Origin of the sequence: Flagellimonas olearia (assembly GCF_004150225.1) — a bacterium.
Lineage (GTDB): Bacteria > Bacteroidota > Bacteroidia > Flavobacteriales > Flavobacteriaceae > Flagellimonas > Flagellimonas olearia.
Genome location: NZ_ML142907.1, coordinates 1 through 20,822, shown reverse-complemented (window position 1 = coordinate 20,822; position 20,822 = coordinate 1). Strand labels below are relative to the sequence as shown.

Sequence of the window (20,822 nt, the reverse complement as noted above, 5' to 3'; positions counted from 1 at the left end):
GGTTTAGTAGTGTAATATAACTAAAAGCCTGTAGGTCAGTTCTAAAAGAAATGTGAAAAAATAAGAATTATAGTAGAGATAGCTTCATTTACGATCTTTAAGGCGGTAGACAAATTTCAATCCACTCCAGTCTTCATCGATAGCCGCAACTTTAGTGTCCACCAGACCGATGGAAAGTAAATGCTCGCGAATACGCTCTCTATTGAGATCCGTTTGGATTTTGGAGGTTCCCTTGGGCCAACTCACCCACAAACTACCGTTGAGTTTTAGATGTTCTTTGCAACGCTCGGATTGTAGAATCATTTCCTCTTGGGTAGTGAGAAAAAGATGGATGAAATCCATTTTGTCCTTTCCAAAGCCCTGTTCAATGTTCAAGTTATCGGGAAGGTCAGTGAAGAGCGACCAATATTGTTCCGGAGCTTTGAGTACCAAAACGGAAAAGTCTTCTTTAATACCTAGTTTTTTGGCGAGCGGGGTTCCTGAGTATCCTGATGAATTCATGGTATAATCAAAATATGCAACCAAAAAGTTGCTTTATATAAAAACTTTCGTAAATTAGCAACCAATAAGTTGCATGAATATAATCAAAAAACGATAGATATGAATGATGTAATCAAAAAAGAGCATGTATTTGCCCATCCCATCCAAAAAGTCTGGGATGCCATTACCAAAGCAGAGGAGATCTCCAAATGGTTTCTGAAAACAGATTTTAAAGCCGAAAAAGGCTTTAAATATACTTTTCAGTCCAGCGGAGAAGCGGACTGTACCCAAATTACCGGTGAAGTGAAAAGTGCGGACCCCTACATTTTGATCTACACATGGGTTGTGATGGATACCAATGTTGACACCGTGGTTCGTTGGGAGCTACAGGAAATCAATGGCGGGACAAAGCTATGTCTTGAACATTCCGGTATCTCAAACTACCCAGAGAGTTCTGCGGTTACCTTTTTCAATAGTTTCAATTCAGGTTGGGACCACTGTGTAAACGATCTCGAATCATTTTTAATGAAGGAAGTACATGCAAGATAACATTACAAAAATCCTCAAGGCCATTGCCGACCCAACAAGGCGTGAAATATTTCACGCCTTGGTCATTGCATCCTCTGCCCTATCCATTACACAGATTTGTGGTCAGTTTAGTATGAGCCGTCAAGGGGTGACCAAGCATATCAAGACCTTGGAAGAGGCTGGCTTGGTGGATATTACCACAAAGGGCAGGGAGCGATTTTGTTTGGCCGATGTGCAACCGCTCAAACAAGTTTCAGAGTGGATGAAATTCTATGAAAAATTCTGGGATGGTGCCTTGGGTAATTTAGGTACTTACTTGGATGAAAACTAATTGATTCTTCATTGACGAATTTAGAAAGGTTAAGCTAAGGATTTGTATTTTAGGGATATGAATCCGATTGGTGCCCTTCGGGATACAGTGAAAAATCACCTCCTTGTCCAAATCCAAAATGGAGCATTGGAAGTGGGTAAAACTATTAATTTGGCCCAACTGTCCCGGGAAATTGGAATAAGTGTCACTCCAATTCGGGAAGCTTTGAGTCAATTGGCTTATGCCGGGGTGATCAAGGCGGTTCGAAATAGAGGTTTTGTGGTTGCCCAATTGAGTGAAGATGAAGCCAAGAATCTATATGAGACCATAGCACAACTGGAGGTGATGGCCTTGGAAGATTCCAGTTTTGCGGTGAACTCCGTGGAATCGTTACGGCAAACGTTGCATTTGTTCGATATTGAAAAGAAACCCATGGAATGTTTAAACCTTCGGTTTGCCTTTCATGATTTGTTGGTGCAGAATTGTACCAATACCATTCTATTGCAAACCTTGGACAACCTAAAACTCAGGTTGCGTTTTTACGAGCAAGGGTTGGTGAAGGACCTTTCTTTTTATACAGGAATGAAACAGCAGAACGAGGCAATCCTGCGCGCCATTGAAGAAGATAATCTGCCCACGGCCTGTCTTATTTTGAAAATGAGCTGGATGGGCGCCTTGGAATATATCACCAAAAAAATGGAAACCCCTTGAGTACCAGAAAATAAATTTGATTGGATTTCGTTAAACAAAAAAACAACTTCGATGCAATTTTTGAATAGGGAAATAGAGGCATTGACCAAACGTAAAAAGTCCAGAACATTGGTCAAAAGACAAGTGTCCTGTGGAATTTTTCAGGATTTGGATACTGAGGGACTTCGCATCAATAAAAGTGCCCCTAGAAAATAAACTATTCTTTGAATAGTGATTGGTCCAAACCAGGAATGACTTTCAATGCATTCTTGTAATATACTTTTTTAAGGACTTCGTCTGGTAAGTCCAACCCGTACATCGCCCAAAAAGCATGGTATTTTTTGTAATAGGGAAAATACTCATCGGCGGTTTCCAAAACCCTGAAATAGGTAGGAAACTCTTCAGGTTTCCAACTATCCTTTCCGAATAGGATTCGGTCTTGGTATTTTATAAAAAATGCCCGAGCTCGTTTGGGTTGTCGCCCCAACTCGGCAATAATGGCTCCAATACCCACATACATATTGGGCATTTCTTCCATGCAGGCCTCCAGTTTGTCCAAATTATTCGCGTACCATCCCATGTGTGCATTAATGAACTTCGTTTTCGGATGTTTTTTGAACATTCGATGTTGTTCATCAATAATCTGTTGCCATGGGGCGGGGTCTGTCGCTGAGCGCTTCCGCCCGGGATGGGTCTTCAGCTCCAACCACCGTTCATTGTCGCTGTTCATGGGGTCCCAGAACGATTTTGGGTCGGCCGAGTGAATCAGTACAGGGATGCCCAGTTCGGCACATTTTGCCCAAATGGGGTCCAATCGCGGATCATCAACGGCTATCCGCTGCCCATTCACATCATTGTTTCTCAGCCCTAAACTTTTGTACACCTTTAAACCTTTGGCACCACTTTTCACATCCTCTTCCAATTGTGCTGCGGCACGTTCCCCCCAGTTGGGTGTTCCTACTCCACTAAAGTCCACGTTGGCAAAAACGGCAAACCGATTGGGATAGTGTTGGTTTACATTCTTCAATTTGGCTTTCAATCCTTCTCCTGACCCTCCGCTCAGATTGACCATAATACCCTCATTGAGTTGATCCATGTCTGTTATTAAAGCTGACAAATCCTGTGATTCCATACGGAACTGATGGCTATGTACATCGATAAAGGTAAATTTGGCTCGTTCCACCGGATGTTCAGGAACCACCAAAGTAGACTTTGGGTTGTATTCCTCAAATCCCATTTCTTGCGCATTAACGGTTAAAAGAGCGGTAAAGAATGTAAGAGAAAAAGCTATGCTTTTGATTTTCATGGTGTGGTTTTGGTTAATTGGTTATAGGTTTCTATGGTGTCAATATCAATTTCTTGCCCTTCTGGTTGAAGGACCGCAGTTTGCGTTTCATGGGCTTTAATGAGCTGTCTTGCCCCAATATCTCCGTTCAGTTGGGTAAGCTCCAAGAATAGATGTTTGGGAAAAATGGCCGGAACCCCTATTTTCTCCCCGTAAGCTGTGGCCGTAATCTTGGACAGGTCTTTTTCAAACTCACTTTTGAGTTGGTTCAGGTAAGCCGCGTCCAATAAGGGTTGGTCCACCAACATGATCAATATGCCATCCGCGGAGGGGTTCTCTTTCAAAACATGTTGTACACCTTTGGAGATGGAACTTCCCATTCCCAATTCCCAGTCGGAATTTTGGATGGATTCAACTGTGCCGGGAATAGCGTTTTGGATGAGCTCTGCACGGGCCCCAAGTACCACAGTAACAGAATCAGAGACTTCCCTAGCTTGTTCCATTGCATGTCCCAAGAGTGTGGTGTCTTTCCATGGGAGCAATTGTTTGGCCTTGCCCTTCATTCGAGAAGAGGCTCCAGCTGCCAATATCAAAATAGAAATATTGGTCATGCTAGGTATGTATTTTTCCCATTTTGTCCTTCAGGAGCTGTGGCTCCTTTTTGTTGATCACGGATAGGATTTCGGATAAGATGGAGATGACGATCTCCTGAGGGGTTTCTGCACCGATATCAATACCGGCAGGCCCATGGATTTGGTCCAGAAACGTTTCCGAAACATCAGGGCAACGTTCCAAGAGTTCATCAAAGAGTTTTTCCCTTCGTTTAAAAGGTCCCAATAGTCCAATATAAGCGCCAAGTTCATCCTTTAGGGCCATCACGAATTGTAGGTCCTTGACAAAACTATGGGTCATAATGACCACGGCCGTTTGGGGATCTAGACTATATTGAAATGCTTCAGGCTCCACCTGAATGAGTTTATGGATGCCAGGGAAATCTTTTTCCGATTTTTCTTCCCTCGGGTTGACCACCACGCTTACCTCCCAGCCTGTAAGAGCCGCATATTTGCACAATTGAACGGCATCATGCTCAGCTCCTATGATCAGCAATTGAAAACAAGGCTGCATTTTCTGTTCAAAAATGGAAAGCCCTTCTTTTGACCCAACTTCATCGGTCACAGGGAACATATCGTCCCCAAACTGGAACTCGGAATGATAGTTGGCATTGTCACTCTGCTCTTTTTGGTAGTAGGAATTGATTTGGAAGGGTTCTCTGTTTTCAATGGTATTCCAGAAACGGGTCAAAAAAGATTCGTTGGGTTTAAAGGTTTCCAATAAGATATATAGGATACCCTCGCAACCTAAGCGGTAACGTCCGTCATAAACCATGACTCGGGATACTCCTGTGGTAAAGACGGTTTGGGCTTGTCGTAGCACTTCTTTTTCCACGCATCCACCACTCACAGCGCCAACCATGTCCCCATTTTCAAAAATCAGCATTCGGACACCCGGTCTACGATACGATGAGCCATCCAAAGCGACCACGGTGGCCAGAACAGCTGTCTCTCCCCTTTCCTGATAGTCTTGAATGATAGTTTTTAACTCGTGTGTCATTGCCAAAGATTTCGAGTGGGTATAAACATTGCTTTAGCTTCTTTCTGCAGGGTTTCCTTTGGAGGAATTGTTACAAATCCATCTACTTTGGAAAGTCCTACCAAATCTCCAGAACCGGATGATGACAGAATCTCGGCCATCAATCTTCCTTCCTTATTATCAATTTTAGCCCCTATGAATAGGGTCAAATCTGTTTCGTTGGTAAAGGAGTCACTTAAAATTACGGTAAATTGTGGTGCTACCCTACCCAAAGTTTTGTTAAGCCAAGCCTTAAAATACAAATGATAGTTGACAAAGGTCGATACAGGGTTTCCGGGAAACGAAAATAACAGCGTTTTATATTCGCTGTGCTTTCCAAACCAAAATGGTTTTCCCGGGCGCTGTAATACTTTATGAAACGACTTTTCCACACCCAGCGCTGCAAAGGCTTCTGGCAAGAAATCGAACTTTCCCATGGAAACGCCTCCACTGAGGAGCAAGACATCATAGGTTTTGATAAGACGTCCCAATGCTTCCTGAATGGCCGAAGGTTCGTCCAGAAGGTGATGGAGGTCCGCAGCGATACCTTCCGTTTCCAAAAGCGCATAAAGGGAATGGGAATTGGATTTTCTAATTTGAAATGGTAACGGGATTTCCTCTACGTTCACCAGTTCATTTCCTGTGGAAATGACCGCGATTCTGGGAAGTTTTTTTACCAAGACCTGCGTTTTCCCCACCGAGGCCAACACCCCGATTTCAGCAGAAGTAATGAAAATACCAGGTTGAAGTAAAACTTTACCTTGGTTAATATCACTGCCTTGATAATGTATGTTTTGTCCTTTTTTAATAGACTTTTCGACTGTAAATATGTCACCCGACTTTGAAGTGTGTTCGTACATGATCACTGTGTCGGTGTTCTTGGGAACTATGGCACCGGTCATCACCTCGATACAATGCTCGTTGTGATCCAAAGTTACTTGTGGACTTCCGGCCTGCGCCACACCTTGGGATGCAAAGGCTTGCCCAGGGGATTTTAGCGCGTCAAAACGGATGGCAATCCCATCTTTGGTAGATCGGTCAAAAGGAGGAAAATCCCTATCGGCCAAAATGGTTTCGGCCAAAACCCTTCCGTGGGACTCGTCAAGGGAAACTATTTCATTCCCATAGTCTTGTGCATGCTCCAGAACTTTATTTAGCGCATCGTTGAATCCGATCATGAAAAGAGGTTTATTTCCAATCCGTTTTTAAGCAGTACCCGAATCCCTACAAATAATACCAAAAACCCGGTCAACATTCGAATGCGTTTTGCTGATAGTTTTCCAATACTGAGCCGCACACCCAACTGTCCGCCCATCAACACGGCAAACAGCAATCCCAATATTTCGGGCCAGAAGATTTCGAAGGAGTCACTAACAAACAATCCTCCAATACCGGAAACGGAATTGACCAAGATGAAAAAACTGGCCAAAGAGGCAATGATAATTGGTTTGTCCCATTTCATATGGTTGAGTACGGGCGCCAAGAATATCCCCCCGCCAATACCTACCAAACCGGATAAAAGACCAATACCGGCTCCCAGAAGATAGGAAACATAGCTTGGATATTCCTTTACATTGAAATTGGAACGAAGGGAAAGGGTTTGGTAAATCAGTGCAATGGCTGATACGATCAAGGCCAAGGCCAACAAAATGAAGAAAACTTGCTCCTTCAACCGGAATGAAGCGCCCAAAAAGGCCATGGGAATACTGGCGACCACAAATGGAACGAATTTTTTCAAGGGTAAATGCCCATTCTTATAATAAAGATAACAGCTTCCCGTAACCACGGTGAGGTTGCACAACAAGGCCGTTGTGCGGATAGCAAAGAAACTGGTCAAGACCAAGGTTAGGATGGCCAAGTAGCTGGAGCCACCCCCAAAGCCAACAGCGGAATACAGGGTAGCGACCACAAAGAAAGCGAGGGTCAGTAAAATAAAATCTCCGGAAGCTAAGGACATAGGGTCTTCATTTTGTTCATACCTCCTAGAACGTTATAAAATCTTTTGGTGGGATAAATGGGTTCCAGTTCCTGTATAGCCTGTTCGCTGCGTTTTCCTGATTGGCATATGACATACACTTCTTCCGCTCCATCAATGTGTTCTGATACCGATTCCAACTGACCTAAAGGGATGTTGATGGATTCATTTAGATGTTGACCGATAAACTCCTCAGGAGTACGGACATCCAATACAAGGATACTTTGTTGGGATTCTAGCAGAATCTGGAATTCTTTAGCAGATATTGAGGGTACCATACCGCAATCCAAGGATTCGTATTGGTCTTGTAATTTTTTGATGTTATGGTTTTCAGGTTTGGCCTTAAAACCAATTTTAGTGAATTGTTGGCTCAGACCATCAAAGAGCAATAATTTTCCTGATAAGACCTCCCCTATTCCGGTCAATACCTTTACAACTTCCAGAGCTTGAAGGGTGCCAATGATTCCGGGAATTACCCCCAAAACTCCATTTTCATTGCAATTGGGCACTTCTTGTGGACTTGGCATGTTCGGATATAAACACCGGTAGGTGGGGCCATTGTTGTAATTGAATACGCTCACATGTCCTTCAAAACTGTGTAATGCGCCATAGATAAAGGGTTTTTCCAAAATTACACAGGCGTCGTTGATGAGATACCGTGTTGGGAAATTATCTGTGGCATCCACCACCAAATCATACGATTTAATGACCTCCAGAGCATTATCCTTGGTCAAAAATGTGTCGTGTGAAATAAATTGCGTGCCCGAATTTTGGGCACTCAATTTTTCATGGGTCACCTCCAGTTTCAACCTTCCCAAATCTTTTTCCGTGTAGAGGGTCTGACGTTGCAGGTTATGCAGTTCAACAACATCTTGATCCATCAATCCCAAAGTGCCCACACCCATGGCATTGAGGTACTGCAAGGCAGGCAAGCCGAGTCCACCCAATCCAACGACCAAGACTTTTGCGCTGGCGAGTTTTTGCTGTCCTTCAACGCCAAAATCCTTCAGTTGGGTCTGTCTGATGTACCTATTCTCCATGGTTCAACGCGATTTTGGATTTCGCAAACTCGTATTCCGATAGTGAATTGGCATTGTACAACACCTCGTCTTGTTGGGGGAAGACCAATTTAGTGTTTGTGTTGAGCAGAAATTTTCTGGGACAGGAACTTTCCGATGTTTCCAAGTGGGTTATGGCTTTTTGAAGCCCTTCGGGTTCCCAAATGGTAATCAAAGGCTCGGGAAGCTTTGTTTGGTTGGTGGCAAAGGAAGTAGCCGAGGAATCGGAATCCCTTTGTTCCACCAATTGTTTTATACTTTCCAAATCCAACAGAGGGAGATCGCAGGCCAATACCAACCAAGCTACATTTGGATGTGAAGCATGTGCGCTTAGAATGCCATTGAAAGGACCGCGATATTCATTTCTGTCCACAATGGTCTTATAGGCTTTGTCAACACTGGATTCCTGTTCTTCACGAACGCTCAAGAAAACCACATCGCATAGTTGCTCCAATAACTGGTAGAGGTATTCTTGCTGAGGAACATCATGGTAGGTAATCAAGCCTTTATCCGACCCCATCCGAGTACTTTTTCCTCCCGCGAGGACCAATCCGTATAATTTGGGTGCTGTTTTTTCCATAGTTAGATCAAGAATAGATCATCTAACCACCAATTGAGGTCATTGAATTGTCAAAAACAGTATTGGAATGCTCGTTTTGCGCTTCAAATCCTGTTTTGGCCCTCGAACCAATGGTTTTTAAAATGGTTTCTTTTACCTTCTCTTCGGAAAATTCTTCACGAACCATATCCCGGAGATTGGCTTTCGGTTTTCCATACAAGCAGGTAATGACATCCCCGGTTGCGGTAATCCGCAAACGGTTGCAACTGCCACAAAATGTTCTACTGAACGATGGGATAATGCCAAAAGTGCCTTTGTGTCCATTAATCTTGTAGTTGATGGATGTGGACTCTTTGGGTGATTCCAATTTTTGGTAATTAGGAAAAGTGCCTGCGATGTGCTCCAATATGGCCTTGTAGTTCCATTTGATGGTATTGAAGTTTTTGCTTCCCCCATTGAATGGCATCTCTTCCAAAAACCGGACAGAGACCTCATGGTGTTTCATCACATCCAAAATCGGGATGATGTCCTGTTCGTTCTGTCCATCCAAAACAATGAAATTGATGCGTACATTAAACCCTTCGGTAATCAATCGGATTAAATTGTCGTGGACGGTATCAAACTGTTTCCTTCGGGTAATGCGCTCAAACGTTTCCCGGTTAATGGAATCCAAGCTTACATTGATGTTGGTAATCCCCAATGCTTTGAGTTCATCAATATGGGGACCGATCAATGTAGCATTGGTCGTGACCGAAATATCCTTGAGTCCCTCCAACTGTGCCAAATGGCGTAATAACACCATCAAATCCTTACGCACAAAAGGCTCTCCTCCCGTGATGCGAATTTTGTCAATACCTTGGGAAACCAGAATTTCGCTGACTTTTTTGAGCTCAGGGATGGTGAGCAATCTATCATTTTGGACAAAGTCTATCCCTTCGGAAGGCATGCAATAGTTACAACGCAGGTTGCATCTATCGGTTACCGCCAATCGTAGATAATTGATTTGTCTTCCGTGATTGTCTATCAACATAAATCCAAATAATTGCTTTGTATGGGAAAGATACCCATTTTATGCGGATTATCCCCCACTCACTGGGGGGATAAGCGCAATCTCATCGTAGGAATTGATGGCATCGTCATCATCGGCATAGTTGTGGTTTACGGCCACGGCCAAGGAGGACAATTTTTTGAGTTCTGGGTAGTTGTTCCCCAAAAACTGTTTTAATTCCCTTACGGTTTTGGGTATTTGTTTACCGGTTACACTGGATGTGGGAACGGACAAAGTGGGACTGCCCACAATGTCCTTCGTGATTCCAAACAAAAGTATCGTCATATGATCAACCTATAATTTCCTTTTCTGGTACTTTTAAGAGTTCTGGTGTTTTGGTAAATGGTTGTTTATAAAGTCTGTTTCCCGTGGCGGATTTAAAAGCATTGGCCACTGCTCCCGCTGCCGGAGGCAGCGCAGGTTCGCCCAGACCGGTTGGTGAAAGTCCGTTGTCTATAAAATGGGTTTCCACAATTGGCGCCTCTTTAATGCGTAGCAATCGATATCGGTCAAAATTGTTGGCGGTGGGTTTTCCGTCCTTGAAGGCCAATTCCCCGAATAGGGAATGTCCGATGCCATCCAATACGCCACCTTCCACCAAGTTTTTGGCCCCTATTGGATTCACTACAATACCGCAATCCACTACGCAGGTGATTTTTTTCAGTACAGGCTCGCCGTTTTCAATTTCCACATCGGCGACTTCGGCCACGTGGGTGTTGTGGCAATAATAGTTCACAAAACCTTGGTGTACATGCTCTGGTTTTTTGCCCCAACCTGATTTCTCAACCGCTACTTTAATAACTTCTTTCATCCGTTCTGGGGAATACTGGATACGTTCATCCTCATCAGGTTTTACATTATCCAATAAATCCAATCGCAATTGTATCTTGTCCACTTCCATCAACTCGGCCAGCTCATCAAAGAAACTTTGTTCGGCATAGGCCAAAAAGTTGGTATAGGGCGCACGCCATGCTCCTGTGGTAATGTTACTGTCATATTTGGCGGTATCCACTTGGTAATTTTCAATGGCACCTGCGGGGAAGAAATTGGGCACCAATCCGTACATGTTGGAATTCACAGCGGCCTCTTTCAAGTGGTAGGCTGTCACTTTTCCATCTTTCACCCCTGCTTTGATACGGTATTTGATGGACATCCGGTATATCCCATCCTCCATATCCTCTTCTCTGGAGAAGACCAACTTCACTGGTTTTTTGGCTTTATCCGAAATTTCGGCAGCCTCCAAGGCAAAGTTGCCATACAGTCTTCGACCAAAACCACCGCCGATACGGGTCATTTCCAAATGGATGTCGTCCACCTCGCGTCCCAAAAGCTGGGATACCATGCCTGCGGTTCGTTCCGGGGTTTGGATGGGCCCTACCAAATGGACTTTTTCATCCGTGATATCGGCGAAAAAGTTCATGGGCTCCATACAGCTGTGCGGCAAGAAAGGGGATTCATAAGTGCGTTCCAATACTTGGTCCGCCTCTGCCAAGGCTTTTTTCACATTGCCGTCCGATCGTAAGGTCTCAAACTTGTTTCCATCCAAAAGGTTGGTCAATATCTTGTCATGTTCTTCGGTACTTTCCGCTTTGGTGGCCTGCTCCCACTCTGCCTTGATGGCATTTTTGGCTTTCATGGCCTCCCATGTGGAATTGGCCAAGACGACCACTTTGTCGCTATCACTGATAATTCCGGTTACACCAGGGTTTTCCTCGGCCATACCACGCAGTTTCTCTCCAATGGTAAAGATATCCACTACACCGGGCATGGCCCTTGCGGCAGAATCATCATAGGAAACCAATTTTTGTCCAAAAGCTGGCGGACGAAGCACTGAGGCATATACCATGCCTTCCGCCTTGTAATCCATCCCATAAAGGGATTTTCCGGTGACGATTTTATCGATATCCACATTTGGGGTGTCTTTCCCCATAATCTTGTATTCCGAAGTTTTCTTCAAGGGAACATTCTCGGGGACCTCTAGTTGAGCAGCATCTTGCACCACATCACCGTAGCCCAGTGTTTCACCGGCAGCATTGGTGATGATTCCTTCGTTTACCGTACACTCTGATGCGTCTACGCCCCAACGTGCAGCTGCGGCACTGACCAACATTTGCTTGGCTGCAGCCCCGGTCTGGCGCAGGGCATCCCATCCAAATCGGATGGATTGGCTACCGCCGGCTACTTGACGGGTGTAATTATTAGTATCCAGAATACCTTGTTCCACATACACATTGTCCCAAGCCACATCGAGTTCTTCGGCAATGATCATGGGCATTGAGGTCTTTACCCCCTGCCCTACTTCGGGATTGGGGGAAAATATGGTGACCGCACCATTGTCTGCAATTTTGATAAAGGCATTAAAGTCGTTGTAGTCCAAAGTAGCCAAGTCTATGGCGGGTTGGGCAATGACCTTAGGTTTGCACGCCTGGAAAAGGTTGAAGCCAATGAGCAGACCACCTCCAGCCAAGGAAGAGTTGCGCAAAAAGGCCCTTCTATTTAAAGTGTTGAATGTATTGTTAGTCGACATGATTCTGTTTTTAGGTGTAAAGCTGGTATCAATCCATATTTTCCGCGGCGATCTGTACCGCTTTGCGAATCCTGGTGTAGGTGGCGCATCGGCAGATATTGCCGTTCATGGCATTCTCAATGTCCTCCTCGGAGGGATTGGGGTTCTTGGCCAAAAAGGCCGAAGCAGTCATGATCTGTCCGGCTTGGCAGTACCCACACTGGGGCACATCCACTTCTTTCCAAGCTTGTTGAACCGGATGGGTGCCATCTTCGGATAGCCCTTCGATGGTGGTAATGGATTTCCCATCAATCTGGGCAAGGGTAAGGGAACAGCTTCTCATGGCGGTGCCATCTACATGAATGGTGCATGCGCCACATTGGCCTATTCCACATCCGTACTTAGTGCCCACTAGATTAAGGTGGTCACGCAGTACCCATAAAACAGGGGTGTCCTCGGCAACATCCACTGTTTGTGATGCGCCGTTGACATTGATTTGATACGTTGGCATAGTTTTTTGATTTGAATGAATATAGTTTGTATGCTGTTGAAGTTACCAAAATTTAAATCGAACCTCCTTTTTTTAACAGCCACATACTTATTTTAACTTTTCTTTAAATCTATTGCGCATTTTGGGAATAATTTTTGGACCAATTGAACGTTTTGCATGTTGAACCTTAACTTTTATGAAAATGAAAAATGTACTTCGTTATTTTTTCCTAACCTCTTTGGTCCTTGTTTTCTTTGCCTGTGGCAATGCTGATGATGATGTGAACTTCAACATCAATGACGGTGAGTTGGGCCAGGGCAAGGAACCAGACGACTGTCTTGGCTTTAGTGACAATGAGTTATTACTTTCCATACAGGACCAGTTTACCACCTTACCGGGAAAAGTCTCTATTTTATTTAAGGTTTCAGACGATATGGGTAATCCTGTCTCTGGATTAACGGCCGACCAGTTTACCATTTATGAGCAAGGTAGGAATGACGATTGTTTCAATATCATATCCTCTTCGGAGTCCCAGGCACGGATTTCCCCAAACTCCCAAGTGTTCAACAACAATACTTTACTGGTGTTGGATTTGAGCAATAGTGTATTGGAGGGCAGTTTGGAGGAGCTGAAATCTGCTTCCATCAGTTTTATCAATAATGTAATGCCTACGGGTGAAGAGGCAACTGGTTCATTTAAAATGGCCATTTATTGGTTTGATGGGGAAGATGAATTGCACGCACTGAATCCTTTGTCCTCATCTGCCGAAGAATTGACCGCTGCTGTAAACGGGATTACTGCCGATATCAGTAGTGACCCTTCCACCGATTTGTACGGTGCGGTGATCAAGTCGACCAAAATAGCGGAAGACTTGCTCAAGGAAAACAACAATAGTGAAATCATTGGGGCAGCATCCGTAGTTTTGTTTACCGATGGAACCGACCAAGCTTCCCGATATAATGAAGCCGATGCCCTAAAAGCCGTAGAGAACGCCAATAGAAATATTTCTTATTTTTCCATTGGACTTGGAGCAGAAATCGATACCGAGGTATTGACCAAAATTGGGAAGACGGCCAGTGTATTTGCTTCCAACAAGGAGGAACTGGAGAACACCTTCAATCAAATTTCCCAACGGGTGGCAGAACAGGCCAACAGCTTCTATCTTTTTGAGTATTGTACCCCAAAACGTGATGGCAGCGGCGAAAGCAACTTGGTGATCCAGTTGACCGATGGTAACAGCAAAGGGGCCGTTCAAACCAAATTCAGTGCCAATGGATTTACTGGTGGTTGCGAATAGCGGGACTTTTGAATAATCCCTATCTTGGGCGTCATAATTAATAAACAAACTATGACTTTCAGGAAAAAAACCTTGTACACTTTATGTTGTGCCCTATTCCTTGGGGCCGTCTTTTCAATGAATGCCCAAAATAAGATTCCATTGGAAGGTCGATGGGATTTGGAAATGGAGTTTGAGGGAAAGACGGTTCCTTCGTGGTTGGAAATCAAACATTCTGGACACGCAACGCTTATAGGTCGTTTTGTCTTTGCTTTTGGCAGTGCTAGACCGGTTGCCGAAGTAAAGACCTTTGGAGACAACCAGTTTTCTTTCAGTATTCCCCGTCAATGGGAACCCGAAGGAACCGATATGGTTTTCCATGGCGCCTTGGTGGACGGTAAACTAAAGGGTACCATGATCTATACCGATGGGTCCGTGAACCATTGGACAGGCGTTAGGGCTCCCAAACTGGCCTATACCGAAAATCCAAAATGGGACAAACCCATTGAAGTGTTCAACGGGAAAGACCTTACGGGATGGCATACGGACCGTGACCCAAACCAGTGGGTGGTCAAAGATGGTATTCTCACCAGTCCTGAATCCGGAGCCAATTTAATTACCGATGAAAAATTCCAGGATTTTAAACTACACGTGGAGTTCCGTTATCCAGAAGGAAGTAACAGCGGTATTTACCTTCGTGGCCGATATGAGGTGCAAATTGAGGACGATAAGGGATTGGAGCCTTTGGACATCTATATTGGTGGTGTCTATGGTTTCTTGGAACCTACGGAAAATGCAGCCAAATCTGCTGGGGAATGGCAAACCTATGATATTACCTTGATAGGACGAAGAGTTACTGTCGTTCTTAATGGGAGACCCGTGATTACGGACGCCACGATTCCTGGGATTACCGGTGGAGCGTTGGATAGTAAGGAAGGCGAACCAGGTCCATTTATGATTCAGGGAGACCATGGCCCAATTGAGTACAGAAGCTTTGTGGTCACTCCTTTAAAGAAATAATACAAGTATTGATTGAACATAAAAAAAGCCGGAATCAAGTTCCGGCTTTTTTGTGCTTATGATTTTAAGGGTACAATCTTAATGTTGCGCCAGTTTACTTTAATGCCGCCCCCATCATGAATCTGAAGTGCTATGGAACCTTTTCCTTCGCCAATCTTTTCATCGGTCAGTGTAACCATTTCAACTCCATTGAGCCATGAGGTGATTTTTGATCCCTCTGCACGGATTTTCATGGTATTCCACTCACCCATTTTAAGGTTCTTGTCTTTTTCCGGGTCGGGTTTGATCAACCAGCCACGACCATAGGATTCGTAGATTCCTCCAGTATCTTTACCGGGAGGGGCTACCTCTACCTGCCAGCCACTTACTTTGGTGCCATCAACGGTAGAACGGATAAAAACACCACTATTGCCATTGGCTTCTTGTTTGAATTCCAAGGTTAACTCAAAATCATCATAAAAATCATCGGTGGACAAATACCCATACCCGGCTTTTGGTCCACTTTCACAGATAAGCAGGCCGTCTTCCACATACCATTTTTCATCTCCATGAACGGTCCAGCCGTCCAGATTTTCTCCATTGAACAATTCGATTGCGTTTTGTTGGGCACAGCCCACTAACGAGATACATGCCAACAAAAGGCCAAAAAAAGTTAGTTTCATAATGTAATGATGGTTTCTTGATTTTAAGATTTTGAAAAGATACTGAAACTTTGATGGATTTAACAAGGCTCTTGGTAGGGTTTTTCTAACAATGGTTGTTTATTATGTAGAGACCACAACTAAATTACATCCTAAAAACTAACGTCTAACTCAAAAAATCACAAAATGGATGTAGTAAAAGAAATCATTCAGAACAGTGCCATTGGGCCATTACCCATGGGATACAAAAGATTGGTGCTTTCCCTTTTTGTCTCCATTGTATGCACCTTGTTTTTTATGTTGACCCTATTGCTGATCAATGGGGCCACGGCCAATTTCCATTACGGCTATTAGCGATAAATCAAGGAGTTTCCAAAGTTTTGCATTTCAATGGGTTTGGATAAATCCAATAGAAATCCATTGATTACGGCATGGGTAATCTTGTCCCCTTTCTTCAAAAAGAAAGTAGGGTTTGCGCCGGGCTGTAGATGAAAAGTCCCCAACTTGAAATCTTCACCAACGAGATGGGAAGGACCATCAACCCAGGCCTTTTCCTCGGGAAGAGGTGTTTTTATATAGGCCACCCCCTCTTTTAAAAGCTCCAATGGATTTGTTGTGCCTTCCATCGTTGCCACTCTTGGAGGAACAATCGTGTAACCCGAAGCGTCAAATGTTTCATATCCATAAAAAGTGGACAGGTCTCCTTGGTCTCCCACTGAACTGCGGTAGTAAAAATCATTGTGGCCTGTGAGGTCCACTTCGTTACGATAGATTCCCAAGTCCAGAATATACTCATTGCCCAAAAGACTGTAGGTGGCATTGGCAATTTTTAAGTCAAACAGCTTACGATCGTTATGGGGTATTTTCTCGTAATCCTCAGCGGGAATATTTTTGTAGGTGCCTTTGGCAATGGTATGCAGTGCAGAGAGTATGGACACATAGTTGAGCTTTCTTATTTCCTGCTTTTCCACATCATTGGCATAACCCCCGGATTCTATTAAAATAAGGCTTGTCCCCCACTTGGCGATATTGTCCCCGAAAGCACGGGGTTCAAAATCGTCACTATAACGTCCTACCTGGCCTGGGGCATAATTCTGGATAATTTTGTTCATATACACAATCACCTTCATGGCATTGGCTCGAATCTCATTGATATCCTTTTCATAATTATAGGCCGTGGCTAAATAAGAAATGGTGGCCGGTTTATCGGTCAGCTCTGCATTGTAATAGGTACTTTGATCATGTAGATTGAAACCAAAATCGGCATCCAAGCTGTCCCGTATGCGCTTTAAAGCCCTTCCTTCCGGGGATTGTAATCTTAGCGCATCCCTATTGATATCTATTCCCAAGGTGTTCCTGCGTTGGAAAACTTCCGCCCCATCAGGATTGAGCATGGGTAAAAAATGAAGGGTCAACTGGGATAGGATGTCTTGTTTTTCGGTCTTGAAATCTGGGGAATCCAGAAAATGAAGGATATCAAAAATCGCCTGGGTAGCCGTTGGCTCATTGCCGTGCATCTGCGACCATAGAAAAACATTGATTTTTCCTGTTCCGATGCTGATCAAATTCAAATTTCTACCCTCAATGGATTCTCCCACTTTTTGGACCTTAAATTTCGGATTTGCATCAAATTGCTGGATCAAGGGCTGTATGTCCACATGCTTTACCCGTCTTTTGTCCAAAGAAGGCTCCTTGTATTTCCCATAGGTTTCATACAGTTGTGAGGTGAGGGCATCCTGTCCGTAAAAGGACAATGTGGTCAACACCAATACAAGGGGCAAGAGTTTTTTTAGCATCATCTTATTTTGTGGGTACAGGCTTAAAGTTATATTTTTTAGTGGCTTTTCGAACTTTTTCCATAAAGTCCATTCCAGGATCTGTTTTTGTGGTACGGTAACCATCATCAACCTCCAACCAAAGGGGGTGACCCTCGAACTGGGTATATTCTTGATGCCCTATAACGTACTCAATATCGTATTTTGATGCCAAATACTCCACCAAATAAATGTTGGACTTAAGCTGCGCTTTGGTCAACGGCAAATCTTTGCCCCCACCCACATTTTCAACTCCAATGGCACAGTGGTTCAATCCAATGGTGTGTCTTGCCATGGTGGTTTCGGGCATCAACCGGTAAATGGTACCGTCCCTATCCACCAAAAAGTGGGAAGAAACGTTCAACCCGCTCACGTTTTCCAATGCGGGACGCCAGTTGGGAAGGGTCGGATTGTTGAAGGCCCTGAATGATCCTTCCAAGGTAGGAATGACCGTCCAGTGCAACACGACCATTTTTGGAACAATATTGGGGGTGTCCTGTTCCAGCTCATAACGCTGGGCCAAGTATTCCTTGGTAAGTTCTATACGCTGTTCATTGAAAAGGATAGGGATATCCACAATTTGTCTTTTTACGGAACAAGACCAGGTTGCGATTGCCAATAAACAGAGGAGCAGTATTTTTTTCATTGAAGGGTATTTTGCGTAAAAATAGTGTCCAAAGGGAGAGCATAACAAATTTGCAGCCTCTTTTTTCCCCATTCCCGCGCTTTTTTTACATCCTTTCCCATGTAGATGTCAATCCGGTTTTTCCACTTCCAGTGCATTTTGTCCTTTACGTAAAAAGTGTCTGGGAAGGTGTCTATTCTTACCATCGTATTGTGGGTGAGTCCCATTTTAATGAGGTCGCGTGAGACGGCGATGCATTTCATTCCGGGTTTTAACGTATCGCCCCATGCCGCTACGGAAGGGGAAATACTGTCCGTTTGCCAGAAGACCGAATTATAGGCCGAAGCGGTTACCTCGTGCCCCAACCATTCAAATTGGGGAGGTTTCGCTTCGGGCTTTTTGGAGCAAGCCATGGCAAGAATAAATATGAAGAGTAGTTTTCGCAATAGGCCAAATGTTCGATTTCTAAAGATACATATTCCTCAGAATCAGCTAGGAAGTGGTACATAAGTATCATCATCCGTCATCATGGGAAAGGTTTTGTTTCTCCACACTTCCTTGGCTTGTTCTATGGTTTCCTTGCTTGACGACACAAAGTTCCAAAAAATATGACGCTCTTCCGGGAAGGGTTCTCCCCCGAACAATAAAAGGTGTGTATTTGCGCTGAGTTTGATGTTACAGGTGTCCTCTACCTTTGATACCAATATATTTCCTTTTTCAACCACTTCGTCACAGGCTTCTATACCGCCTTCCACGATGCAGATGCCTATTTCCCCTTTGAGTTTCCCATTCACATTGAGTGCATAGGGTTCAGCATTTTTTATTTCTATCATAAATAATGGCGAATGCACCGGAACCGGTGACACTTTTCCGTAACCCTCCCCTGCCACCAAGGTGAATTCTGCACTTTTGTCCTTCCATTTAGGGAGGTCTTTCCCTTCAATATGATGAAACTGGGGTTCCATATTTTCCAATTCTTTGGGCAAGGCCACCCATATTTGATAGCCATGTGCCGTGAACACATTTCCCTGGCGCATATCTTCGGGGGTTCGTTCCGTGTGGCTTACCCCCTTTCCGGCCGTCATCCAGTTTACGGAGCCTGGCCGTATGCGCTGATGGGTTCCCATTCCATCCTTATGGATGATTTCCCCTTCTAACATAAACGTCAGTGTGGATAGGCCAATATGTGGATGTTGGTCCACATCCATATATTTTTGTGGCCCCAGTTGCGTAGGTCCCATATGGTCTATAAAAATAAAAGGGCCTATCATTCGCTTCTTTCGGAACGGGATAAGTCTTCCCACCAAAAAATCGCCTATATCCCTGCTGCGTTCTTCAATGATCAATCCTATGTTGGACATGTGGTAAATGTTTATATTTAGAAACAGAAAGTTACAAATACATCCAACACCATGAAACTACTTAAACGTGTTTTGCTGCTCCTGGTCATTATTGTGGGAGTGGTCATCTATTTGAATTATCCCAAATTGAACATTATCTCAGGGTACGCGGCAAAAAATATGGCCTCTGGGGTTTTTGTGGCAAATCGTTCGGCCGTATCTATGAATCAATACGATAATAATGTACCCTTAATCGAGTTGGCCGAGACCCATGTGGATGAAACGGCAGAGTCAGCTTCCTCTAAAGTTTATGGGTTGATGGAGCGCACAGCGGTATATCGGGATGGATTGGGAACGGTACTGATCAATGATAGTTATGATGCTGAAAAACTCACCATTCGCCCCCATCGGAACAAAATTGTGGATACCATTCCATACCCTTACGGACAGGCAGAACCTCTGGATTCCATTTTTGAGGAAGTGGATTTGGGACAACTCAGTAAAGCGGTGGCCATGGCCTTTGGCAATCCTGAAGTTCAAAAGACGCGAACCCTTTTGGTGCTTTACAAAGGGCATTTGCTCACCGAAAAATATATAGAGGGCTTTACCAAGGATACTCCCATCTTGGGGTGGTCCATGACCAAAAGTGTACTGGCCACCTGTTTTGGAATTTTGGAACATCAAGGCAAGTTGGAGATGGATTGGCCCGCTCCTATTGCAGAATGGAAGGCCGATGAACGAAAGGACATTACCTTGGACCATTTGCTTCGTATGCAAAGCGGTTTGGCATGGGATGAGGATTACAGTGGAATTTCCGACGTTACCCAAATGTTGTTTTTGGATAGCGATATGACGCAAAAGCAAAGAGAGAAAAAAGCCATTGCCCCACCTACCGAGATTTGGAACTATTCTTCGGGAACCACTAACCTACTTTCCGGTATACTCAGACAACAGTTCAGAAGTCATCAGGAATATTTGGACTTCCCCTATTCCAGTTTAATTGATAAGATTGGGATGTATTCCATGGTATTGGAGGCCGATATTGACGGAAATTATGTAGGATCTTCTTATGCCTGGGCCAGCACGCGTGACTGGGCCCGCTTTGGCCAGTTGTATCTGGACAAGGGTAAATGGAATGGGGAACAAATCTTTTCTCCGGAGTGGGTGGATTATATTGCTACGCCCACTATACATTCCGATGGTACCTATGGAGCCCACTTTTGGCTGAATGCCGAAGGTAAATACCCCGATGTGCCCAAAGACCTGTTTTCCTGTAATGGCTACCAAGGCCAATATGTATTTGTGATACCGTCCAAGGACTTGGTCGTTGTACGGACCGGTTTGGCCGAGGAACCGGAATTTGATGTGAACGGGGTGTTGTCAAACATCGTAAAAGCGGTACCGTAAATCGATGTGGTATACTAAAAAGCTTGGCAAACCACAGTATAGGGGCACTTCACAACAATAATTTCATTTACGGGAACATGGGTGGTACATTTACCATGTAATTAATTCAGAAAGTAATTTTTTCATTTTCATATAGTGTTC

25 protein-coding genes are annotated in these 20,822 nt (G+C 44.2%); 8 read left to right on the top strand and 17 right to left on the bottom strand.

The window, feature by feature from the left end:
• Positions 1-84: 84 nt before the first annotated feature.
• Positions 85-501, bottom strand: coding sequence for a DUF3052 domain-containing protein (locus DN53_RS00115; protein ID WP_129652373.1), 417 nt, complete (start codon positions 499-501; stop codon positions 85-87).
• A gap of 99 nt (positions 502-600) precedes the next feature.
• Here DN53_RS00115 and DN53_RS00110 point away from each other — a divergent pair, with 99 nt between their 5' ends.
• From DN53_RS00110 to DN53_RS17830, 4 genes are read left to right on the top strand one after another with little or no spacing between them, the layout of a single operon-like run.
• A complete protein-coding gene (locus tag DN53_RS00110) occupies positions 601-1,029 on the top strand; it encodes an SRPBCC family protein (RefSeq protein WP_129652371.1) in 429 nt (142 codons plus the stop codon).
• On the top strand, positions 1,019-1,339 hold the full coding sequence (locus tag DN53_RS00105) for an ArsR/SmtB family transcription factor (RefSeq protein ID WP_129652369.1): 321 nt from the start codon (positions 1,019-1,021) through the stop codon (positions 1,337-1,339). The genes DN53_RS00110 and DN53_RS00105 overlap by 11 nt, the downstream gene beginning before the upstream one ends.
• A gap of 57 nt (positions 1,340-1,396) precedes the next feature.
• Positions 1,397-2,029 carry a GntR family transcriptional regulator gene (locus DN53_RS00100; RefSeq protein ID WP_129652367.1) on the top strand — a complete coding sequence of 211 codons (633 nt, stop codon included), beginning with the start codon at positions 1,397-1,399 and terminating at the stop codon, positions 2,027-2,029.
• 51 nt (positions 2,030-2,080) lie between these two features.
• Positions 2,081-2,224 carry a hypothetical protein gene (locus DN53_RS17830; RefSeq protein ID WP_165357193.1) on the top strand — a complete coding sequence of 48 codons (144 nt, stop codon included), beginning with the start codon at positions 2,081-2,083 and terminating at the stop codon, positions 2,222-2,224.
• A gap of 1 nt (position 2,225) precedes the next feature.
• On the opposite strand, the gene DN53_RS00095 is transcribed toward DN53_RS17830, so the two are convergent.
• Genes DN53_RS00095 through DN53_RS00045 form a run of 11 tightly spaced genes read right to left on the bottom strand, consistent with a single transcriptional unit; the run spans position 2,226 to position 12,579 of the window.
• Positions 2,226-3,314 carry an amidohydrolase family protein gene (locus DN53_RS00095; protein WP_129652365.1) on the bottom strand — a complete coding sequence of 363 codons (1,089 nt, stop codon included), beginning with the start codon at positions 3,312-3,314 and terminating at the stop codon, positions 2,226-2,228.
• A complete protein-coding gene (locus DN53_RS00090) occupies positions 3,311-3,904 on the bottom strand; it encodes a nucleotidyltransferase family protein (protein ID WP_129652363.1) in 594 nt (197 codons plus the stop codon). Before DN53_RS00090 ends, DN53_RS00095 begins: the two co-directional genes overlap by 4 nt.
• 1 nt (position 3,905) lies before the next feature.
• Entirely contained in the window at positions 3,906-4,904 is a 999-nt protein-coding gene (locus tag DN53_RS00085) for an XdhC family protein (protein WP_129652361.1), read from the bottom strand.
• Complete coding sequence (locus tag DN53_RS00080) at positions 4,901-6,100, bottom strand: molybdopterin molybdotransferase MoeA (protein WP_129652359.1); 1,200 nt, start codon at positions 6,098-6,100, stop codon at positions 4,901-4,903. Before DN53_RS00080 ends, DN53_RS00085 begins: the two co-directional genes overlap by 4 nt.
• Positions 6,097-6,879: a sulfite exporter TauE/SafE family protein gene (locus DN53_RS00075; protein WP_129652357.1), complete on the bottom strand. Its 783-nt coding sequence runs from the start codon at positions 6,877-6,879 to the stop codon at positions 6,097-6,099. Before DN53_RS00075 ends, DN53_RS00080 begins: the two co-directional genes overlap by 4 nt.
• On the bottom strand, positions 6,870-7,937 hold the full coding sequence (locus tag DN53_RS00070; RefSeq protein ID WP_129652355.1) for a HesA/MoeB/ThiF family protein: 1,068 nt from the start codon (positions 7,935-7,937) through the stop codon (positions 6,870-6,872). The genes DN53_RS00075 and DN53_RS00070 overlap by 10 nt, the downstream gene beginning before the upstream one ends.
• Positions 7,927-8,535, bottom strand: coding sequence for an NTP transferase domain-containing protein (locus tag DN53_RS00065; RefSeq protein ID WP_129652353.1), 609 nt, complete (start codon positions 8,533-8,535; stop codon positions 7,927-7,929). The genes DN53_RS00070 and DN53_RS00065 overlap by 11 nt, the downstream gene beginning before the upstream one ends.
• Positions 8,536-8,557: 22 nt before the next feature.
• Complete coding sequence (moaA, locus tag DN53_RS00060; RefSeq protein ID WP_129652351.1) at positions 8,558-9,544, bottom strand: GTP 3',8-cyclase MoaA; 987 nt, start codon at positions 9,542-9,544, stop codon at positions 8,558-8,560.
• A 48-nt stretch (positions 9,545-9,592) separates the two neighbouring features.
• Positions 9,593-9,847, bottom strand: a complete 255-nt coding sequence (locus tag DN53_RS00055) for a MoaD/ThiS family protein (RefSeq protein ID WP_129652349.1) — start codon at positions 9,845-9,847, stop codon at positions 9,593-9,595.
• Positions 9,848-9,851: 4 nt separating this feature from the next.
• Positions 9,852-12,089, bottom strand: a complete 2,238-nt coding sequence (locus DN53_RS00050) for a xanthine dehydrogenase family protein molybdopterin-binding subunit (RefSeq protein WP_129652347.1) — start codon at positions 12,087-12,089, stop codon at positions 9,852-9,854.
• Positions 12,090-12,117: 28 nt separating this feature from the next.
• Entirely contained in the window at positions 12,118-12,579 is a 462-nt protein-coding gene (locus DN53_RS00045) for a (2Fe-2S)-binding protein (protein ID WP_129652345.1), read from the bottom strand.
• Between the two features lie 175 nt (positions 12,580-12,754).
• Between DN53_RS00045 and DN53_RS00040 the strand changes: the two genes are divergently transcribed.
• The gene (locus DN53_RS00040; RefSeq protein ID WP_417935909.1) at positions 12,755-13,855 is read left to right on the top strand and encodes a vWA domain-containing protein; all 1,101 of its coding nucleotides are present in this window, start codon (positions 12,755-12,757) and stop codon (positions 13,853-13,855) included.
• Between the two features lie 51 nt (positions 13,856-13,906).
• Positions 13,907-14,854: a 3-keto-disaccharide hydrolase gene (locus DN53_RS00035; RefSeq protein WP_129652341.1), complete on the top strand. Its 948-nt coding sequence runs from the start codon at positions 13,907-13,909 to the stop codon at positions 14,852-14,854.
• A 56-nt stretch (positions 14,855-14,910) separates the two neighbouring features.
• Here DN53_RS00035 and DN53_RS00030 read toward each other — a convergent pair whose 3' ends face one another.
• Positions 14,911-15,516, bottom strand: coding sequence for a 3-keto-disaccharide hydrolase (locus tag DN53_RS00030; RefSeq protein WP_129652339.1), 606 nt, complete (start codon positions 15,514-15,516; stop codon positions 14,911-14,913).
• A gap of 165 nt (positions 15,517-15,681) precedes the next feature.
• Between DN53_RS00030 and DN53_RS17825 the strand changes: the two genes are divergently transcribed.
• On the top strand, positions 15,682-15,849 hold the full coding sequence (locus DN53_RS17825; protein ID WP_165357191.1) for a hypothetical protein: 168 nt from the start codon (positions 15,682-15,684) through the stop codon (positions 15,847-15,849).
• On the opposite strand, the gene DN53_RS00025 is transcribed toward DN53_RS17825, so the two are convergent.
• From DN53_RS00025 to DN53_RS00010, 4 genes are read right to left on the bottom strand one after another with little or no spacing between them, the layout of a single operon-like run.
• The gene (locus tag DN53_RS00025; RefSeq protein ID WP_129653318.1) at positions 15,846-17,291 is read right to left on the bottom strand and encodes a M14 family zinc carboxypeptidase; all 1,446 of its coding nucleotides are present in this window, start codon (positions 17,289-17,291) and stop codon (positions 15,846-15,848) included. The genes DN53_RS17825 and DN53_RS00025 overlap by 4 nt on opposite strands.
• 4 nt (positions 17,292-17,295) lie before the next feature.
• Complete coding sequence (locus tag DN53_RS00020) at positions 17,296-17,955, bottom strand: peptidoglycan recognition protein family protein (protein WP_129652337.1); 660 nt, start codon at positions 17,953-17,955, stop codon at positions 17,296-17,298.
• Complete coding sequence (locus tag DN53_RS00015) at positions 17,952-18,380, bottom strand: 3D domain-containing protein (RefSeq protein ID WP_313790117.1); 429 nt, start codon at positions 18,378-18,380, stop codon at positions 17,952-17,954. The genes DN53_RS00020 and DN53_RS00015 overlap by 4 nt, the downstream gene beginning before the upstream one ends.
• 42 nt (positions 18,381-18,422) lie before the next feature.
• On the bottom strand, positions 18,423-19,295 hold the full coding sequence (locus DN53_RS00010; protein WP_129652335.1) for a pirin family protein: 873 nt from the start codon (positions 19,293-19,295) through the stop codon (positions 18,423-18,425).
• 51 nt (positions 19,296-19,346) lie between these two features.
• On the opposite strand from DN53_RS00010, the gene DN53_RS00005 reads away from it, so the two are divergent.
• Positions 19,347-20,681, top strand: coding sequence for a serine hydrolase domain-containing protein (locus tag DN53_RS00005; RefSeq protein WP_129652333.1), 1,335 nt, complete (start codon positions 19,347-19,349; stop codon positions 20,679-20,681).
• The last annotated feature ends 141 nt before the right edge of the window (positions 20,682-20,822 follow it).

Bases quoted from the DNA above. Each gene is read 5' to 3' on its own strand.
- DN53_RS00115 (WP_129652373.1), bottom strand. From the start codon at position 501: ATGAATTCATCAGGATACTCAGGAACCCCGCTCGCCAAAAAACTAGGT.
- DN53_RS00110 (WP_129652371.1), top strand. From the start codon at position 601: ATGAATGATGTAATCAAAAAAGAGCATGTATTTGCCCATCCCATCCAA.
- DN53_RS00105 (WP_129652369.1), top strand. From the start codon at position 1,019: ATGCAAGATAACATTACAAAAATCCTCAAGGCCATTGCCGACCCAACA.
- DN53_RS00100 (WP_129652367.1), top strand. From the start codon at position 1,397: ATGAATCCGATTGGTGCCCTTCGGGATACAGTGAAAAATCACCTCCTT.
- DN53_RS17830 (WP_165357193.1), top strand. From the start codon at position 2,081: ATGCAATTTTTGAATAGGGAAATAGAGGCATTGACCAAACGTAAAAAG.
- DN53_RS00095 (WP_129652365.1), bottom strand. From the start codon at position 3,314: ATGAAAATCAAAAGCATAGCTTTTTCTCTTACATTCTTTACCGCTCTT.
- DN53_RS00090 (WP_129652363.1), bottom strand. From the start codon at position 3,904: ATGACCAATATTTCTATTTTGATATTGGCAGCTGGAGCCTCTTCTCGA.
- DN53_RS00085 (WP_129652361.1), bottom strand. From the start codon at position 4,904: ATGACACACGAGTTAAAAACTATCATTCAAGACTATCAGGAAAGGGGA.
- DN53_RS00080 (WP_129652359.1), bottom strand. From the start codon at position 6,100: ATGATCGGATTCAACGATGCGCTAAATAAAGTTCTGGAGCATGCACAA.
- DN53_RS00075 (WP_129652357.1), bottom strand. From the start codon at position 6,879: ATGTCCTTAGCTTCCGGAGATTTTATTTTACTGACCCTCGCTTTCTTT.
- DN53_RS00070 (WP_129652355.1), bottom strand. From the start codon at position 7,937: ATGGAGAATAGGTACATCAGACAGACCCAACTGAAGGATTTTGGCGTT.
- DN53_RS00065 (WP_129652353.1), bottom strand. From the start codon at position 8,535: ATGGAAAAAACAGCACCCAAATTATACGGATTGGTCCTCGCGGGAGGA.
- moaA (WP_129652351.1), bottom strand. From the start codon at position 9,544: ATGTTGATAGACAATCACGGAAGACAAATCAATTATCTACGATTGGCG.
- DN53_RS00055 (WP_129652349.1), bottom strand. From the start codon at position 9,847: ATGACGATACTTTTGTTTGGAATCACGAAGGACATTGTGGGCAGTCCC.
- DN53_RS00050 (WP_129652347.1), bottom strand. From the start codon at position 12,089: ATGTCGACTAACAATACATTCAACACTTTAAATAGAAGGGCCTTTTTG.
- DN53_RS00045 (WP_129652345.1), bottom strand. From the start codon at position 12,579: ATGCCAACGTATCAAATCAATGTCAACGGCGCATCACAAACAGTGGAT.
- DN53_RS00040 (WP_417935909.1), top strand. From the start codon at position 12,755: ATGAAAATGAAAAATGTACTTCGTTATTTTTTCCTAACCTCTTTGGTC.
- DN53_RS00035 (WP_129652341.1), top strand. From the start codon at position 13,907: ATGACTTTCAGGAAAAAAACCTTGTACACTTTATGTTGTGCCCTATTC.
- DN53_RS00030 (WP_129652339.1), bottom strand. From the start codon at position 15,516: ATGAAACTAACTTTTTTTGGCCTTTTGTTGGCATGTATCTCGTTAGTG.
- DN53_RS17825 (WP_165357191.1), top strand. From the start codon at position 15,682: ATGGATGTAGTAAAAGAAATCATTCAGAACAGTGCCATTGGGCCATTA.
- DN53_RS00025 (WP_129653318.1), bottom strand. From the start codon at position 17,291: ATGCTAAAAAAACTCTTGCCCCTTGTATTGGTGTTGACCACATTGTCC.
- DN53_RS00020 (WP_129652337.1), bottom strand. From the start codon at position 17,955: ATGAAAAAAATACTGCTCCTCTGTTTATTGGCAATCGCAACCTGGTCT.
- DN53_RS00010 (WP_129652335.1), bottom strand. From the start codon at position 19,295: ATGTCCAACATAGGATTGATCATTGAAGAACGCAGCAGGGATATAGGC.
- DN53_RS00005 (WP_129652333.1), top strand. From the start codon at position 19,347: ATGAAACTACTTAAACGTGTTTTGCTGCTCCTGGTCATTATTGTGGGA.